The organism is Streptomyces griseoaurantiacus (assembly GCF_036189845.1).
GTDB lineage: Bacteria > Actinomycetota > Actinomycetes > Streptomycetales > Streptomycetaceae > Streptomyces > Streptomyces griseoaurantiacus.
Genome location: NZ_CP108326.1, coordinates 6354365 through 6370732, shown reverse-complemented (window position 1 = coordinate 6370732; position 16368 = coordinate 6354365). Strand labels below are relative to the sequence as shown.

The following is a 16368-nucleotide window of genomic DNA, read 5'->3' as shown; positions in this document are numbered from 1 at the left end:
CCTCACCTGCCGCTTCCCGCGTTCGCCGCCGCGTTGCCCGCGACCGTCTCGCGCATCGCGCGCAGGGACTCCTTGAGCGAGCCCATGGTGGCCATCACGGCGGTCGGCTCGTAGCCGCAGTGCGCCATGCAGTTGTCGCAGCGCGGGTCCTTGCCGCGGCCGTACTTGTCCCAGTCGGTCTTCTCGATCAGCTCGCGGTACGTCGGGACGTAGCCGTCCGCCATCAGGTAGCAGGGGCGCTGCCAGCCGAAGAGGGAGTAGTTGGGGATGGCCCAGGCGGTGCACGGGAAGTCGACCTTGCCCTCGAGGAAGTCGAGGAACAGCGGCGAGTGGTTGAGCCGCCACTTGCGGCGGTTGCCGCCCGCGAAGGACTTCCGGAACAGCTCGCGGGTCTGCTCGACGCCCAGGAAGTGGTCCTGGTCGGGCGCCTTCTCGTAGGCGTAGGCGGGCGAGATCATCATCTCGTCGACCTTGAGGTCGTCGTTGAGGTAGTTCAGCACCTCGATGATGGTCTGCGGGGTGTCGGTGTTGAAGAAGGTCGAGTTGGTGGTGACCCGGAAGCCGCGCCGCTTGGCCTCCTTGATCGCCTCCACCGCCTCGTCGAACACGCCCTCCTTGGCCACGGACTCGTCGTGGCGCTCGCGCAGGCCGTCGATGTGCACGGTGAACGCGAAGTAGGGGGAGGGCTTGAACTTGTCCATCTTCTTGCGCAGCAGCATGGCGTTGGTGCAGAGGAAGACGTACTTCCGCTTCGCCACGAGCTGACGCACGATCTCGTCGATCTGGGGGTGCATCAGCGGCTCGCCACCGGCGATCGACACCATCGGCGCGCCGGACTCCAGCACCGCGCCGACGGCCTGGGCCACCGGCATGCGCTGCTTGAGCACCCCCGCCGGGTGCTGGATCTTGCCGCAGCCCTCGCACTTCAGATTGCAGGCGTAGAGGGGTTCGAGCTCCACGATGAGCGGAAACTTGTCCCGCTTGCGAAGCTTCTGTTCAGCCAGATACGTAGCGACCTTGATGGACTGGCGCAACGGCATGGCCATCGGGCTCACCTCCGGGGGAGCAGCAAGGATCGGTGCCATTCGAAAAATGCGGGAAGCACGGCACGAAGGACGCGGAAAGCAGATATTCCACCGCGCACCGTGCCGATTCGGACGAGTTCATGTTCTGGAGCGTCCACGACCACTCGGACGGCCGCAACCGGGCGCGCGCCCGTGCGGACGGCGCTGTGGAGCGTGGCGGCGGACTCCATGTCCACCGCGAGCGCCCCGGTCGCGTACAGGTCGGCGCGTTCGTGGCCGCGCACGACGTGGTCGGAGCCGGTGAGGGGGCCGGTGTGCACGGTACGCCCGGGCACCGTCCGCGCCAGCTCCTTCACCAGCAGTTCGGTGCCGACGCAGGGGGTGACGCCGCCCGGGTGGCGGGTCTCCTCCGCGACGACGAGGTCGCCGGGGTGCATGCCGGGCGCGAGGCCCGCGCAGAACCCGGTGGCCAGCACCGCGGCCTCGTGGAACGCCGGGGTGGTGAGCATCCGGGTGACCGCGCGTTCGGCCGCCTGGGGGCCCATGCCGGTCCGCACCACGGTGACCGGCCCGCCCGCGGCGCCGAGGCGGCCGCCGCTGCGCAGCGCGAGGCGCTCGATGCCGAGCGCGCAGGCGACGAGCAGCGGGGTGGGGGCGGGCCGGGTGGTCATCAGTGCCCCTCGGTCCCGGCGGGGGACCCGCCCGTGGCACCGGAGAGCTTGCTGAAGGGCTCGCCGTGGACGTACCGGCCGAGCGCGGTGAGCGGGAAGACCTGCCGGTAGAGGTGGTAGTTGATGGAGAAGTCCCAGGGGAAGCCGGTGCCCGTGAACTGGGGCTCGTCCCAGGAGCCGTCCTCGCGCTGGGTGGCGGCGAGCCAGGAGATGCCCCGCTCGACGGCCTTGGAGTCCTGTTCCCCGGCCGCGAGCAGCGCCATCAGCGCCCAGGCGGTCTGGGAGGCGGTGGACTCGCCCCGGCCGCTCCACTCGGCGACCTCGTGGTAGGAGCGCAGGTCCTCGCCCCAGCCGCCGTCCTCGTTCTGCACGGACTCCAGCCAGGCCACCGCGCGGCGGAGGGCGGGGTGGGAGCCGGGCAGTCCCGCGGCGGCCAGCGCGGGCACCACCGACCCGGTGCCGTAGACGTAGTTGACGCCCCAGCGGCCGAACCAGGAGCCGTCCTCCTCCTGTTCGGCGAGGAGCCACTCGATGCCGCGGCGGGTGCGCGGATCGTGGGCGAGGCCCTCGACGGCGAGCATCTCCACGACGTGCGCGGTGACGTCGGCGGAGGGCGGGTCGATGACCTCGCCGAAGTCGCAGAACGGCAACCGGTTGGGGAACCTGCTGGTGTTGTCGACGTCGAAGGCGCCCCACGCGCCGTTCTTCGACTGCATCCCCAGGTTCCAGGCGACCCCGCGGCCGATGGCCCGTTCCATCCGCTCGGGATCGTGGTGGGCGACCCGCCGCAGGGCGAGGACGACCTCGGCGGTGTCGTCGGTGTCGGGGTAGTTGTCGTTGTGGAACTCGAACGCCCAGCCCCCGGGCGGCAGTCCGGGCCGGCGCACCGACCAGTCGCCGGGGCGCACCACCTGCTCGCCGAGCATCCAGTCGGCCGCCTTGATCAACTGCGGGTGGTCGGCGGGCAGTCCGGCGTCGGCGAGGGCGATGGTGGCGAGGCAGGTGTCCCACACCGGGGACTGGCAGGCCTCGATCATCCGGGCGCCGTCCTCACGCCACACGGCGAAACGGTCCAGCGACTGAAGGCCCGCGCGCATCACGGGGTGTTCGAGGTCGTAACCGAGCAGGTAGAGGGCGATGACGGAGTAGACGGCGGGCGGCTGGATCCCGCCCCAGCAGCCGTCGTTCTCCTGCCGCTCGACGATCCACCGGGCGGCGCTGTTCATGGCGGCCCGGCGCAGCCGGCGCGGCACCACCTTGCGGACGCGGTGCATCGCCCTGTCCAGGCGCTGGAAGGCGCCGTCCCAGGTGCCCAGGGGCGCGAGCGGCCGCGGCGGGTTGGGGCGGTCGGGGTCGACGTGCAGTTCGTCCAGGGAGAAGGGGGCCGGGCGCACCGGCCGCTTGGCCGAGACGATGGTCAGGGGCACGATCGTCTGGCGTGCCCAGCAGCCGAAGTCATAGATGTTGAGCGGGAACCAGGTGGGGAAGTAGATGAGTTCCGGGGGGAGTTCGGGCAGGTCCTCCCATTTCCACCAGCCGAACAGGGCGAGCCAGATCCGGGTGAAGACGCGGGCGGAGGCGATTCCGCCCCGGGCCCGCACCCAGGCGGAGGCCTTCGCCATGTGCGGGGCGTCCGGGGCGTCGCCGGCCAGCCGCAGGGCGACGTAGGCCTCGATGGTGGTGGACAGTTCGCCGGGGCCGCCGTGGAAGGTGGCCCAGGTGCCGTCCTCACGCTGCTCCCCGCGGATGAAGAGGGCGGAGGCCCGGGTGGTGCGCTCGTCCCGGATGCCGAGGAACTGTCGGAGCAGGAGGTCCTCGGCGTCCATGGTGACGTTGGTCTCCAGGTCGCCCTTCCACCAGCCCTGCGCGTCCTGGCGGGCGAGGAGGAAGTCGGTGGCGCGCAGCATGGCGCGCGTGGCGGCGTCGCGGGTGCCGGACGCGGTGGGGACGCCGCCCTTCGCACCGGTGGTGCGGGGGGTCGTGCCGGTGGTGCTGTTGGTGCCGATGGTGCTTTCGCTGGCCGAGGCAGCGCGGGGCGGGAGCGCCCCGGTACTTCCGTCGGTCGTCGCTGTCATGGCTTCCCCTTCGTGCAGTGGTGTGTCTCTGCTGGGTCCGCCGTCGGCCGGTGCTCGCGGCACCGGCCGGCGACTACGCGAGGTTCGTTGAACCGATAGTGATCATCTCTTCCGTACGACGACGAAGTCGGCGAGCGCCACGAGCTGCGCCCGCACCTGGTCCGGCATCCGGACCGAGTCCAGTGCCCGCACCGCCACCTCGTGCTGGCGGCGGGCCTCCCCGGCGGTCCACTCGCGGCCGCCGGCCTCCTCGATGAGCGCGGCGCGCGCGGCGAACTCCTCCTCGGAGAAGTTCTCGAAGTCGCTGCTCTTGGCGTCCTCGGCGAGGATCCGGCCCAGCCGCTCGGAGGCGGGGCCGCCGGCGGCGAGCGCGGCGACGACGGGCAGCGACTTCTTTCGCTGGCGCAGATCGCTCCAGGCCTGTTTCCCGGTGGCGTCCGGGTCGCCCCAGATGCCGAGGAGGTCGTCGACGGCCTGGAAGGCCAGGCCGAGGTGGTGGCCGTAGGTCTCCAGCGTGTCGGCCACCTCGTCGTCGGCGCCGCCGAGGACGGCGCCGATGGAGCAGGCGCAGGCGAGCAGGGCTCCGGTCTTGTTGCCCTCCATCTCCAGGCACTCCTCGACGCTGACGCGGTCGCGGTGCTCGTAGGAGATGTCCTGGGCCTGGCCGTCGATCAGCGCGCGGGTGGCGGAGGTGAGGCGGCGGGCCGCGCGGCCTGCCTCGACGGTGCCGAGTTCCAGCAGGACCTCGCCTGCCAGCGCGAACAGGGCGTCGCCGACCAGGATGGCCTGGGCGGGCCCGTGCACCTTCCACACCGTGTCGCGGTGACGGCGCTGCTCGTCGCCGTCCATCAGGTCGTCGTGCAGCAGCGAGAAGTTGTGCACCAGCTCGACGGCGACGGCACCGGGGACGCCGACCTCGGGGGCGGCGCCCGCGGCCTGCGCGGAGAGCAGGGCGAGGGCGGGGCGCACGGCCTTGCCGCCGTCGCCGTCGGCGGGGTTGCCGGCGGCGTCGATCCAGCCGAAGTGATAGGCGGCGACGGTGTCCATCGGCGGCGCCAAGCGGTCGACGGCCGCCCGGAGTACCGGGGTGGCCAGGGTGCGGCCGCGCTCCAGGAGCGCGGTCACGTCCACTTCGGTCGCTGACGCGGCCGTGGACGCCGGGGGCACGGTGGGCACAGTCTCTCCTCTTGTCGCGTTACCGGGAGCGCGGGTGGCGGTCGTCCGCCCGTCCGTTGTCATGCCGCCTCCTCGTGCAGGGCGAGGAGATGGTCGCGGGGCCGGCCCAGCGCGCCGAGCGCCGCGTCGGCGGCGGCGGCGCCACTGCGGACCGCGCCCTCCATGGTCGCGGGCCACCCGGTGGCGGTCCACGCACCGGCCAGGTACAGGCCGGGAGCTCGGGTACGGGCACCGGGCCGCAGCCGTCCGGTGCCGGGGGCGGGGTCGAAGGTGGCGGTGCGTTCGCGGGTGACGAAGAAGTCGCGCACCCGGGCCTCGCGGGCGGCGGGCAGCAGCCGCTCCAGCTCGGGCAGGAATCGCTCCCGCAGGGCGGCCACCGGCTCGTCGATCCAGTCCTGGGCGGCCGACTGGGAGAGGGCGAGGTACTGGCCCTCGCGCAGTCCGGAGGCCTCGGTGCGGTCGAAGACCCACTGCACGGGTGAGCCGAGGGCGGCGAAGAAGGGCCGGGTCAGCACCTTGCGGTCGTAGACGACGTGCACGTTGAGGATGGGCGCGGTGCCGATCTCCAGCAGTCTCTCGGGCTCCTCCAGCGCTCCCTCGGGCAGCAGGCCGTGGGCCTCGCGCTGGGGCACGGCGAGGACGACGGTGTCGGCCTCGAGGGTCTCGCCGGGAACCTGAACCGCCCAGCGCCCGTTCCCGTAAGGGGAGACGGAGGTGACTCGTGTACGGACTTCGGTACGCACGCCCGCGGAGTCGAGCGCCTTGCGGGCCAGGGTGTCGTGCAGTTCGCCCAGCGGGACGCGGGCCCAGCCGATGTCGGCCGCTCCCGGGTCGGACAGCAGACCGGTCTTGAACACCATCGCGGCGAGCGCCAGGGACGCGTCCTTGGCCACCGCGTTGAGGGTGGCGACCCCCACGAGGTCCCACAGTGCCTCGACGGCACGCTCGGACTGGCCGTGCTCGGCCAGCCAGCCGGCGAAGTCCCGTTCGTCCAGCGCGGGGTCCGCGAGGTCCAGGGCACGGAGGGCGAGGGCGGCTCTGCCCACCTTCGCGCGCTCGGCCAGCGAGAGGTGCGGGTAGGTGGCGAGGCTGCGTCCGAGGTGCAGGGGCACCGGCAGCGCGTCGCGCCGCAGAGTGCCGAGTCTGCGTCCCGGCTTGCGCCGCGGATCGACGACGGGGACCTCGAGCCGGTCCTGCAGCGGGGCGAGGGAGGCGGCGTCGATGCGGTCGAGGAACCAGCGGTAGGCGGTGCAGCAGCGCAGGTAGACGTGCTGGCCGTTGTCGACGGTGAGGTCGCCGCGGTGGAAGGAGAAGGCCAGCCCGCCGAGGCGGGGCCTGCCCTCCAGCAGGGTGACCCGGACGCCGGCGTCGGCGAGCGCGAGCGCGCTGGTGATGCCGGCAAGACCGCCGCCGATCACGACGGCGGTGGCCGGCGCTCCGGCCCGGCCGGCCGTACCCGCTTCCGGCTCGCCCGGCAGCGTGGCCTCGCTCATCGCACACCCTTTCCTGCGGCGGCCCCGCCGCGGCAGTGGTGAGTGCGGCGGACCGACGCAGTCAGGGACGCGGTGCGGGGGCACAGGGTTGCCCGGCTCTCCCGCCGTTGCGAAAGCGTGTCCACGCAGGCCGGCGGGCGGTCGGGGCCGTGCCCACCCGGCGTGCCCTGCGGGCGGGGGGCGGAGCTCATCAAGCACGCCTCCTGACGGTGCGCCGGGTGACGTTCCGGGCGTCGAGGCCGGACAGGCCGCGCACGGCGACATAGGCCTTCTCGTGCCCGGGCAGCGAGACCCGGCCGCGCAGCACGGCCTCCGGTTCGCGCTCGATGCGGTCGAGGAGCCGGCGGTAGATGCCCGCCATGGCGGCGACGCAGGCGCCGCTGCGCCGGTCGAGCAGGGGCAGCAGCCGGTAGCCCTCGGCGAAAAGGGCGCGGGCCCGACGCACTTCGAAGTGCACGAGGCCCGCGAAGTCGGAGCCCTCGGGTGGGAGGGGTCCGGTGAAGCCGCCGGCGCAGCCGAACTTCGCCAGGTCGTCGGCGGGGAGGTAGGTGCGGCCGGTCTCGGCGTCCTCACGCACGTCCCGCAGGATGTTGGTGAGCTGCAGGGCGAGCCCCAGGGTGTCCGCGTACTCGGAGGCGCGGTCGGCGCCGGGCGCTCCGGGTTCGGTGCCGAACACGCCGAGCGAGAGCCGCCCGATGGCGCCGGCGACGCAGCGGCAGTACGCCTTGAGGTCGTCCCAGGTCTCGTAGGTCTCGCCCGCGACGTCCATCAGGACGCCGTCGAGGAGCTCGTCGAGCCCGCCGAGCGGGATCGGGAACCGGTCGGCGGCGTGCGCGAGGGCGACGGCCACCGGATCGGTGTCGTCCTCCCCCACCTCGCCCGCGCGGACCCGGGTGAGCAGCGCCCGGGTCTCCTCCAGGCGGGTCTTCTTGACGTCGTCCGCCAGATCGCCGTCACCGATGTCGTCCACCCGCCGCGAGAACGCGTAGAGCGCGGACATCGCGCGGCGCTTCGGCGTCGGCAGCAGTCTGATGCCGTACGCGAAGTTGCGGGCCTGCTGCCCGGTGACGGTCTCGCAGTAGCGGTACGCGGCGAGTACCGGTGGGGACACGTGTTGTTCCGACTCCACGGTCCGGATCACCCCTCTCCTCGCAGAGTCACGCCCACCTCGCGCAGCAGCCGGAGCTTGCCGGGTCTGGGCGGGCCGGGAAGTACGTCGAAATCGGCGGCGGCGATCGCTTCGACCGCCGCCCTTCCTCCTGCCACGAACCCTGCGAGCAGCAGTTTGAGCCTGCCGTGGACGCTACCCACCAGGGGGGCGCCTTCATTCAGCAGTTCGCGGGCGCGTTCTGCTTCGAATGCAACCAGTGCGCGCACCGATGCGCCTGCTGAGGGAGTGGCGAGGTCCGCCTCCTGGACGTGAAAGCGTTTCATGTCCTCGGCGGGGAGGTAGATGCGGTCGCGGCCCAGGTCCTCGGCGACGTCCTGGAGATGCTCGACGATCTGCAGCGCGGTGCAGATGAGATCGGAGCGGCGGACGCGTTCGGGGGTCGTGGTGCCGGTGACGGCGAGTACGAGGCGGCCGACCGGGTTGGCCGACAGCTCGCAGTAGGCGAGCAGGTCCTCGTAGGTCTCGTAGCGGGTGACGAGCTGGTCCTGGCGGTTGGCGGCGATCAGCCCGAGGAAGGGTTCGGGGGTCAGCGCACGGCGCCGGACCGTCGGCTGCAGCCGGCGCAGGAGGGGGTGGCGCGGGGTGGCGTCGAAGACCCGGTGCAGATCGGCCTCGAAGGCGTCGAGCAGGGCGAGCCGGTCGTCCGCCCGTTCGGGTGCGACGCCGAGGAGCCGGGCGTCGGCGCCGCCGGGGGCGAGATCGCCGTCACCGATGTCGTCGACGAGGCGGGCGAAGCCGTAGACGGCCATCAGGTCCTCGCGCCAGGCGCGGGGCAGGAAGAAGGGGGCCACGGGAAAGTTCTCGTCCGCGGCCTTGTCGAGGGTGTCGCGCCCGGGATCGCCGGCCCGCCTGGCGCCGGCTTCGGTCACCATGAGCCGCCCGGCCGGGAGACGGCGCATGCCTCGCGGAGGTGAGGTTCATCCGTAGCCATTGCCGTCACGTCTCCCGTTCTCCACTGCGGACCGAATACATCCTATTTAGAACACGTCGCCCTGATGTCCGCGCCGCGCGGCCTTCGTGCTGATCTCGCGCGTTATCGACCCGGTTGCCGCGAATCAGCACCGAAGCTCAGCTTACGTTGTACAACGCAGCCTGCCGCGCGGGGGTGTCCTGCACATCACAACAACACACCGATTGCCGTCAAGATTCCTAACGGCGACAGGAGTTGACGTTTCCTTTGCGAATGACAGGGCCCCGCCGGTTCACTCCGGCGGGGCCCCTTGCGCACGAGCGGGTCATTGCGGGCTATTTGCCCGTGAATTTCTCGTACTCCTTGAGAACCTCAGCGGTCGGGCCGTCCATGCGCAGCTCGCCGCGCTCCAGCCAGAGCACGCGGTCGCACGTGTCGCGGATCGACTTGTTGTTGTGGCTCACGAGGAAGACCGTGCCGGCCTGCTTCCGCAGTTCCCTGATGCGCTGCTCGGAACGCTTCTGGAACTTGCGGTCACCGGTGGCGAGCGCCTCGTCGATCATGAGGACGTCGTGGTCCTTGGCGGCGGCGATGGAGAACCGCAGCCGCGCCGCCATGCCGGAGGAGTACGTCCGCATCGGCAGGGTGATGAAGTCGCCCTTCTCGTTGATGCCGGAGAACTCGACGATGTCCTGGTACCGCTCCCTGATCTGCTCGCGGGACATTCCCATCGCGAGACCGCCGAGGATGACGTTGCGCTCGCCGGTGAGGTCGTTCATCAGGGCGGCGTTGACGCCGAGCAGCGAGGGCTGGCCGTCGGTGTAGACCTTGCCGCTCTCGGCGGGCAGCAGCCCGGCGATGGCCCGCAGCAGGGTGGACTTGCCGGAGCCGTTGGAGCCGATCAGGCCGATGGCCTCGCCCCGGTAGGAGGTGAAGGAGACACCGCGCACGGCGTGCACCTTGCGCACGCCCCGCTCCTCACCCCGCCTGATGATGCGGCTGAGGGCGGAGGTGGCGCTGCCCTTGCCCCCGCGGGAGCCGTTGACCCGGTAGACGATGTGCAGATCGTCCGCGATCACGGTGGGGCGGTCGGAGTGCTGCTCAGCCACGGCCGTACCTCTCTTCCGCCTTCCAGAAGAACACGAACCCGCCTGCGAAGAGGACGACGGCCCAGAACAGTGCGATGGCCCAGACGTGGGACGGCAGGTTCGAGGAGCCGTACTCGTCGATCAGCGCGAAGCGCATCAGATCCATGTAGACGGCGGCCGGGTTCACCTGCAGCACGTCGGCGATCCACTCCGGCCGGCCCTTGAGCATGTGCGTGATGGAGAACATGACACCGGAGGCGTACATCCAGGTGCGCATCACGAACGGCATCAGCTGGGCGAGGTCCGGGGTCTTCGAACCGAGCCGCGCCATGATCATCGCGAGGCCGGTGTTGAAGAGGAACTGCAGCACGAGGATCGGCACGACCAGCGCCCAGGACAGTCCCGGCATGCTGCCGAAGCCGACCACCACGAGGACCATGACGATCATCGAGAAGAGCAGCTGCTGGAGCTGCTGGAGGGCGAAGGAGATGGGGAGCGAGGCGCGCGGGAAGTGCAGCGCGCGCACCAGCCCGAGGTTGCCGGAGATCGCCCGCACGCCCGACATCACCGAGCTCTGGGTGAAGGTGAAGGTGAAGACGCCGGTCACCAGGAACGGGATGTACACGTCGTGCGACATGCCCCGGCTGGCGTTCAGGATCAGACCGAAGATCAGGTAGTAGACGGCCGCGTTGAGCAGCGGTGTCGCCACCTGCCATAGCTGACCCAGCTTGGCCTGGCTGTACTGGGCGGTGAGCTTCGCCTGCGAGAAGGCGAGGATGAAATGGCGTCGCCCCCACAACTGGCGGATGTACTCGACGAGCCCGGGCCGGGCGCCGCTGACGCTCAGCCCGTACTTGGCGGCCAGGTCGGCCGCGCTCATCCCGTCATCGGGCGACGGCCGGGCGCTCACCGCGACTCCGCCGTCGTGCGTGGTCTCACTCACAGGTAGGAAGCTTTCGTCCTCAAAGATGCGCGCCTGATGGGCAGGGAAGAGCCCGGGGCGTGGTGTCGTCCCGCATGCTCTCAGATATCGAGCTTGTCAGATGATCGGTGGCCGGCCCAGTCGGGTCAGCCGCCACACCGTACGCCACTTCATGGGCCGACGGGGTCCGCAGGAGGAGGCCCAGCCTTCCCGGAAGCCGCCGAACCAGGCCTTCAGCGCGGCCCCCGAGGGACGCCGGGCCAGCGTGAGGAGCAGCCAGACCCCGAGGTAGACGGGGACGAGCAGGGCGGGCAGGTTGCGGCGGGCGAGCCAGACCCGGTTGCGGGCGACCATGCGGTGGTAGACCGCGTGCCGGGAGGGCGCCGTCGTCGGGTGGAACAGCACCATGTCGGAGCGGTAGTCGATCATCCAGCCCGCGTTCAGCGCCCGCCAGGCGAGGTCGGTCTCCTCGTGGGCGTAGAAGAACTCGCCGGGCAGCGCTCCGACCTCGGCGAACACCTTCGTGCGGACGGCGTTGGCGCCGCCGAGGAAGGTGGTCACCCGGGAGGAGCGCATCGGGTCCGAGGCCCGCAGCCGCGGCACGTGCCGGCGCTGGGTGACGCCGGTCTCCGGGTCCGCGATGCGGAAGCTGATGATGCCCAGCTCCGGGTCGGCGGCGAAGGCCTGCCGGCACAGCTCGGCGGTGTCGGTGCGGGCGAGGAGGCCGTCGTCGTCCAGGAAGAGCAGGATATCGACGTCTGTGCCGTCTCCGCCGCCGGGCCCGAAGGCCTCGATGCCGACGTTGCGGCCGCCGGGGATGCCGAGGTTCTCCGGCAGCTCCACCGTCCGCACGCCCTCCGGCACCTCGGGCACCGGGGAGCCGTTACCGACCACGACCACCTCGACCGGGTCGCCGTCCTGCTTGGCGACCGAGTCGAGGAGGGCGCGCAGTTCCTCGGGGCGGTTGCCCATGGTGATGATCACCGCGCCGACCTTCAGGCCGTTCTCCCCGCCCCCTCCCGTGCCGGCACTCATTTGAGCCTGCTCGAGGCGAGGATGGACACCAGGTGCAGCAGGGTCTGCAGCAGCGCGATGCCCGCGAGGACGGCGACCCCGAGCCGGGAGAAGAACAAATCGCCGCGGATCTGGTCCACGATCGCCAGGACCAGGATCAGCAGGGACGCCTCTATGCCCAGGACCAGGCGGTGGAACTTGAGCGCGGCGGCCGCCCGGCGGGCCAGAGCCATGCCGGAGGAGCGCGGCTCGGAGGCCGCCTCCTTGACGGGCTCCTTTCCGGTCTGGTGACGAGCGACGCCGACCAGGTCGGTCTCCGCCTTGATCAGGATGGCGCCCAGCGCGGCGAGCGTGCCGAGGAAGGCCCACAGCCAGTCGATCCGCCCGCTGCCGAACAGGTCGGCGGCGCGCAGCCCGAAGCCGACGAGGACGGCGGCGTCCGTGAGGTAGGCCCCGACCCGGTCGAGGTAGACCCCGCCGAGCGAGAACTGCTTCTTCCAGCGGGCGACCTCGCCGTCCACGCAGTCCAGCAGCAGGTACAGCTGGACGGCGACGACGCCGAGGACGGCGCCGGGGATGCCGGGCACCAGCAGCGCCGGTGCGGCGAGCACGCCGCACACGGTCATCAGGTACGTCAGCTGGTTGGGCGTGACCCGGGTGTTCACCAGGTGGCGGTCTATGCGCAGCGAGATCTCGCGCATGTAGAGGCGGCCGCCCCAGTGCTCACCGCTGCGCCGGTCCTTGACCCCCGCGGGGTGGACGACCGGGCGGAGCTCAGCTACCGATGGCTTTTGCATAGTCGGCGTATGCGTCCCTGATCTGGTCGGTGGACAGGTCGAGGTGTTCCAGGACGGTGTAGCGGCCGGGGCGGGTGCTCGGGGCGAACTCCACGACCTGGACGAACTCCTCCGGGGTGAACCCGATGTCCTCGGGCAGCACCGGAAGGCCGTGGCGGCGCAGCACCGCGGCCATGTACGCCGACTCCTCGCGGGCTCCGCGCAGGTGCATCGCGAAGGCCGCGCCCATCCCGCACTGCTCGCCGTGGCTGGCGGCACGCTTGGGGAAGAGCAGGTCGAAGGCGTGGTTGATCTCGTGGCAGGCGCCGGAGGCGGGGCGGGAGTCGCCCGCGACCGACATGGAGATGCCGGTGAGGACGAGGCCCTCGGCCAGCACCTGCAGGAAGCTGTCGTCGCCGACCCCGCCGGGGTGGCGCAGCACGGCCTCGCCGGCCTGGCGGGCCATCGCGGCGGCGAGGCCGTCTATGGACTCGCCCTTCTCCCGGTTGGCCAGCTCCCAGTCCGCCACCGCGGAGATGTTGGACAGGGCGTCGCCGATCCCGGAGCGCACGAAGCGGACCGGGGCGGCGCGGATGACGTCGAGGTCGATGACGACGGCGATCGGGTTGGGCACGCCGTAGGAGCCGCGCCCGGCGTCGTTGTCGAGGGTCGCGACCGGGGAGCACAGGCCGTCGTGCGACAGGTTCGTCGCGACGGCGACCAGCGGCAGCCCGACGCGGGCCGCGGCGAACTTGGCGCAGTCGATGATCTTGCCGCCGCCCAGGCCCACGACCGCGTCGTAGTGACCGCGCTTCATGGCCTCGGCGAGCTTGATCGCGTTGTCCAGAGTGCCGCCGCCGACCTCGAACCAGTCGGCGTCGGGCAGCGCGGGCGAGATCCGCTCGCGGAGCCGGGCACCGGAGCCGCCGCTGATCGCGACGGCCAGCTTCCCGGAGGAGGAGATCCGCTGGTCGGCCAGGACCGTGGCCAGATCGTCGAGGGCACCCGGGCGGATGTCCACGACGATCGGCGAGGGGATGAGCCGAGTCAGTACCGGCACGCGATCTCCCGTCCCCTGGCGAGGTCGTCGTGGTTGTCGATCTCGACCCACTGGACGTCGCCGATGGGCGCCACGTCGATCTGGAAGCCCCGGTTGACGAGCTCCTGGTAGCCGTGCTCGTAGAACTGCTGCGGGTCGGTCTCCCAGACCGTCTTCAGCGCGTCGCCGAGCTCGTCGGCGGCCTCGCCCTCGATGAGGGTGACGCCGATGTACTCGCCGGACGCCTCCGCCGGGTCCATCAGCTTGGTGATCTTCGTCATGCCCTTCTCGGGGTCGACGACGACCTTCATCTCCTCGTCGGCCAGCGACTTCACGGTGTCGACGGCGAGGATGATCTTCTTGCCGTCACCGCGGGCGGCCAGCAGGGTCTTCTCGACGGAGACCGGGTGGACGGTGTCGCCGTTGGCGAGGATCACCGAGTGCTTGATCGCGTCCCGGCCGCACCACAGGGAGTAGGCGTTGTTCCACTCCTCGGCCTTGTCGTTGTCGATCAGGGTGATCTTCAGGCCGTAACGCTGCTCGAGGGCCTCGCGGCGCTCGTAGATGGCCTCCTTGGCGTAACCGACGATGATCGCGACCTCGGTCAGGCCGATCTCGGCGAAGTTGCCGAGGGCGATGTCCAGCACGGTGATGCTGTCCTCCGCGCCCTCGGGCCCGACCGGCACCAGCGCCTTGGGCAGGGTGTCGGTGTAGGGACGCAGACGCCGTCCGGCGCCGGCCGCCAGCACGAGGCCGATCATGCGGGTTCTCCTTCATCGTGTACGGCGGGTGCTCCAGCGGAGACCCAGAAGCGGATGCTCTCGGCGAGCACCACGAGTGCCACGGCCACGGCGAGCACCGTGAGCGCGACCTGGAAAGCGGTGGCGGTGAGTGCCGCGGCGAGGACGGCGACGAGCAGTGTCCTGCCCTCGTGCCCCCCGATCGCCCGCACCAGCCGGCGCGGGGGCGCGCCGGCGTTGCCGCGGATGCGGTACACCGTGTCGTAGTGATGGTAGGCGACCGCCGCAACCAGCCCGAAGGCCGCAGGCAACGCCCCGTTCACCTCGGACCGGGCCGCGAGCACGAGGATCGTGCCGTATTCGGCGGCCCGGAAGAAGGGCGGGACGAGCCAGTCGAGCGCGCCGGTCAGGGGGCGTGCGACGGCGGCGGAGGAGGTCAGCACATAGACGGCGGCGGCCGCGGCGGTGGCCCAGCTCGCGCCCCACAGTGCGGCGGCGAGCACGACCAGCGCTCCGCCGAGGACGGCGAGGAACGGGGCGGCGCCGCCGGGCACCCGGCGCACGGCCCGGGTCAGCGCCTCGGTGAGCGGTCCGGCGTCGGCGAGGTCGGCCAGCGCGCGGGTGGCCCGGTCGCTGCGGGGTGCCTTGTTGGTCAGCGAGCGCAGGACGCGACCGGAGGTCGTGTAGAGGGCGGCGAGGGCGCAGCCGATCAGCAGCACGACGAAGGTGACGCGGGGCGTGGTGAGCGCGGTGAGCACGGCGATCATCGCCCAGCGCTCACCGATCGGCAGCACGATCATGCGGCGCAGCCAGACCGTCCAGCCGACCCGGTCGAGCTTGCCGGAGAGGCCGGCGGTGGGGCTGCTGTTGGCGGCGCCGGACTCCCCGACGTTCGCCTCGTTGAAGGCGAAGTCGACGACGTGCCGGCAGGTCTGCAGGACCATCGCGCCGAGCGCGAGCGCCCATACGTCATCGTGGCCGCCGGGGCCGGCGTAGCGGGCGGCGCCGAGGGCGAGGCCCGCGTAGTAGGCGTACTCCTTGGCCCGGTCGAAGGTCGCGTCGAGCCAGGCGCCGAGCGTGGAGTACTGCAGCGAGTAGCGGGCGAGCTGGCCGTCGGTGCAGTCCAGGACGAACGAGGCGATCAGCAGGACGCCGGCGGCGACGAAGCCGGCGCGGGTGCCGGTGGCCGCGCAGCCGGCCGCGATCAGCGCGGTGAGCAGGGAAGCGGTGGTGACCTGGTTGGGGGTCAGACCGCGGCGGGCGCACCAGCGGGCGAGATAGCGGGAGTAGGGGCTGATGAAGTGCGTGGTGAAGAAGCCGTCGCGGGACTTCACTGCGGACTTCAGCCGGATCGCCTCGTCGTCGACGGCGGCGACGGCCTGCCGGGCCTCGTTGCGGGCCTGCGGGTCCGTGGGGACGGTGGCCACGAGCGAGCCGAGCTCGGGCCGGTGCACGGCGGTGTCCTCCGCCTCCAGGGCCGCGGCGAGGCGCCCGGGGAGGTCGGGCAGGTCCTCGAGGACGACGGTGGCGGTCACGCCCCCGTTGTCCGCGGCCCCCGTGGTGGCCGCGCGGGCGCCGGCCAGGGCGCGGGCGAGCGCCTGGCGCGCGGCGGGACGCGCGGTGACGGCGCCCGGGAGGGCGGCGGCGTCGAAGCGGGGGTCGGTGAGGCCGAGCCGCAGGGCGTGGAGGTGGCCCACGAAGCGGGCGTCGACGAGGGCGACGCGGCGGTCGGCGGGAAGGGCGGTGAGGAGGGCCTCGACGTCACCGACGTCCGAGGCGATCCGCACCTCGAAGCCGAGCGACCGCAGATCGCCCTCGAGCGACGATCCGGGTACCGGCTGACCGGTGAGGATGGCGGTCGACAGCGAACTCACTCCCTGGGCCGGCGCGGGCACGCCTCGGCGTGCGCGATGAAGGGGACCGTACGTCCCTGGGCGTACTGCCCGGTGGGGCGACGTGTCGGCAGAGGTTATCGGATGGCCGGAAGTGCGAGTTCACCGCGTGTTCACGCGGGGGTCCGCCCACCGGTCGGCCGCCTCCGGCCGCGATCATCTTGGGTCATGCGGGGGTTGGCCTCCAAACCGGGGGGTCGCCCCCTGGGGCGAACCGTACGAAATGGCTCCGCCGGTGGGGAGGGGGTGGGCTCGCCCGGGGTCGGAGCGCGTGGTGGCTCGGGGGTTCGCGTGGGTCGGCCGGGGGTTCACAGGTCAAGGCCGGGTGGCGTCGCCGTGTGCGCAGTTCCCCGCGCCCCTGGGCCGACCGGGCCGA

14 protein-coding genes are annotated in these 16368 nt (G+C 71.8%); all 14 read right to left on the bottom strand.

The window, feature by feature from the left end; genetic code table 11:
- Positions 1–2: 2 nt before the first annotated feature.
- Positions 3–1046, bottom strand: a complete 1044-nt coding sequence (gene hpnH / locus OHB09_RS28165; RefSeq protein ID WP_006139897.1) for an adenosyl-hopene transferase HpnH — start codon at positions 1044–1046, stop codon at positions 3–5.
- A 5-nt stretch (positions 1047–1051) separates the two neighbouring features.
- On the bottom strand, positions 1052–1696 hold the full coding sequence (locus tag OHB09_RS28160; protein WP_093592839.1) for a phosphorylase family protein: 645 nt from the start codon (positions 1694–1696) through the stop codon (positions 1052–1054).
- Positions 1696–3771 (bottom strand): squalene--hopene cyclase, encoded by a 2076-nt coding sequence (shc, locus tag OHB09_RS28155; protein WP_328922739.1) that lies wholly within the window; start codon positions 3769–3771, stop codon positions 1696–1698. Before shc ends, OHB09_RS28160 begins: the two co-directional genes overlap by 1 nt.
- 102 nt (positions 3772–3873) lie before the next feature.
- Positions 3874–5010: a polyprenyl synthetase family protein gene (locus OHB09_RS28150; protein WP_086010941.1), complete on the bottom strand. Its 1137-nt coding sequence runs from the start codon at positions 5008–5010 to the stop codon at positions 3874–3876.
- Positions 5007–6440 (bottom strand): hydroxysqualene dehydroxylase HpnE, encoded by a 1434-nt coding sequence (gene hpnE, locus OHB09_RS28145; protein ID WP_006139893.1) that lies wholly within the window; start codon positions 6438–6440, stop codon positions 5007–5009. The genes OHB09_RS28150 and hpnE overlap by 4 nt, the downstream gene beginning before the upstream one ends.
- 190 nt (positions 6441–6630) lie before the next feature.
- The gene (gene hpnD / locus OHB09_RS28140) at positions 6631–7581 is read right to left on the bottom strand and encodes a presqualene diphosphate synthase HpnD (protein ID WP_328922738.1); all 951 of its coding nucleotides are present in this window, start codon (positions 7579–7581) and stop codon (positions 6631–6633) included.
- Positions 7578–8483: a squalene synthase HpnC gene (hpnC, locus tag OHB09_RS28135; RefSeq protein WP_093593475.1), complete on the bottom strand. Its 906-nt coding sequence runs from the start codon at positions 8481–8483 to the stop codon at positions 7578–7580. Before hpnC ends, hpnD begins: the two co-directional genes overlap by 4 nt.
- Before the next feature lie 373 nt (positions 8484–8856).
- Positions 8857–9630 (bottom strand): ABC transporter ATP-binding protein, encoded by a 774-nt coding sequence (locus tag OHB09_RS28130; protein ID WP_006139888.1) that lies wholly within the window; start codon positions 9628–9630, stop codon positions 8857–8859.
- On the bottom strand, positions 9623–10552 hold the full coding sequence (locus OHB09_RS28125; RefSeq protein ID WP_006139886.1) for an ABC transporter permease: 930 nt from the start codon (positions 10550–10552) through the stop codon (positions 9623–9625). Before OHB09_RS28125 ends, OHB09_RS28130 begins: the two co-directional genes overlap by 8 nt.
- Positions 10553–10648: 96 nt before the next feature.
- Positions 10649–11530, bottom strand: coding sequence for a glycosyltransferase family 2 protein (locus OHB09_RS28120; protein WP_040894949.1), 882 nt, complete (start codon positions 11528–11530; stop codon positions 10649–10651).
- Between the two features lie 32 nt (positions 11531–11562).
- On the bottom strand, positions 11563–12342 hold the full coding sequence (locus OHB09_RS28115; protein WP_006139884.1) for a CDP-alcohol phosphatidyltransferase family protein: 780 nt from the start codon (positions 12340–12342) through the stop codon (positions 11563–11565).
- Positions 12320–13381 (bottom strand): iron-containing alcohol dehydrogenase family protein, encoded by a 1062-nt coding sequence (locus tag OHB09_RS28110; RefSeq protein ID WP_093592854.1) that lies wholly within the window; start codon positions 13379–13381, stop codon positions 12320–12322. Before OHB09_RS28110 ends, OHB09_RS28115 begins: the two co-directional genes overlap by 23 nt.
- Positions 13369–14121, bottom strand: coding sequence for a phosphocholine cytidylyltransferase family protein (locus OHB09_RS28105; RefSeq protein ID WP_191851777.1), 753 nt, complete (start codon positions 14119–14121; stop codon positions 13369–13371). Before OHB09_RS28105 ends, OHB09_RS28110 begins: the two co-directional genes overlap by 13 nt.
- The gene (locus OHB09_RS28100; RefSeq protein ID WP_328730348.1) at positions 14118–15965 is read right to left on the bottom strand and encodes a DUF5941 domain-containing protein; all 1848 of its coding nucleotides are present in this window, start codon (positions 15963–15965) and stop codon (positions 14118–14120) included. Before OHB09_RS28100 ends, OHB09_RS28105 begins: the two co-directional genes overlap by 4 nt.
- Positions 15966–16368: the final 403 nt, after the last annotated feature.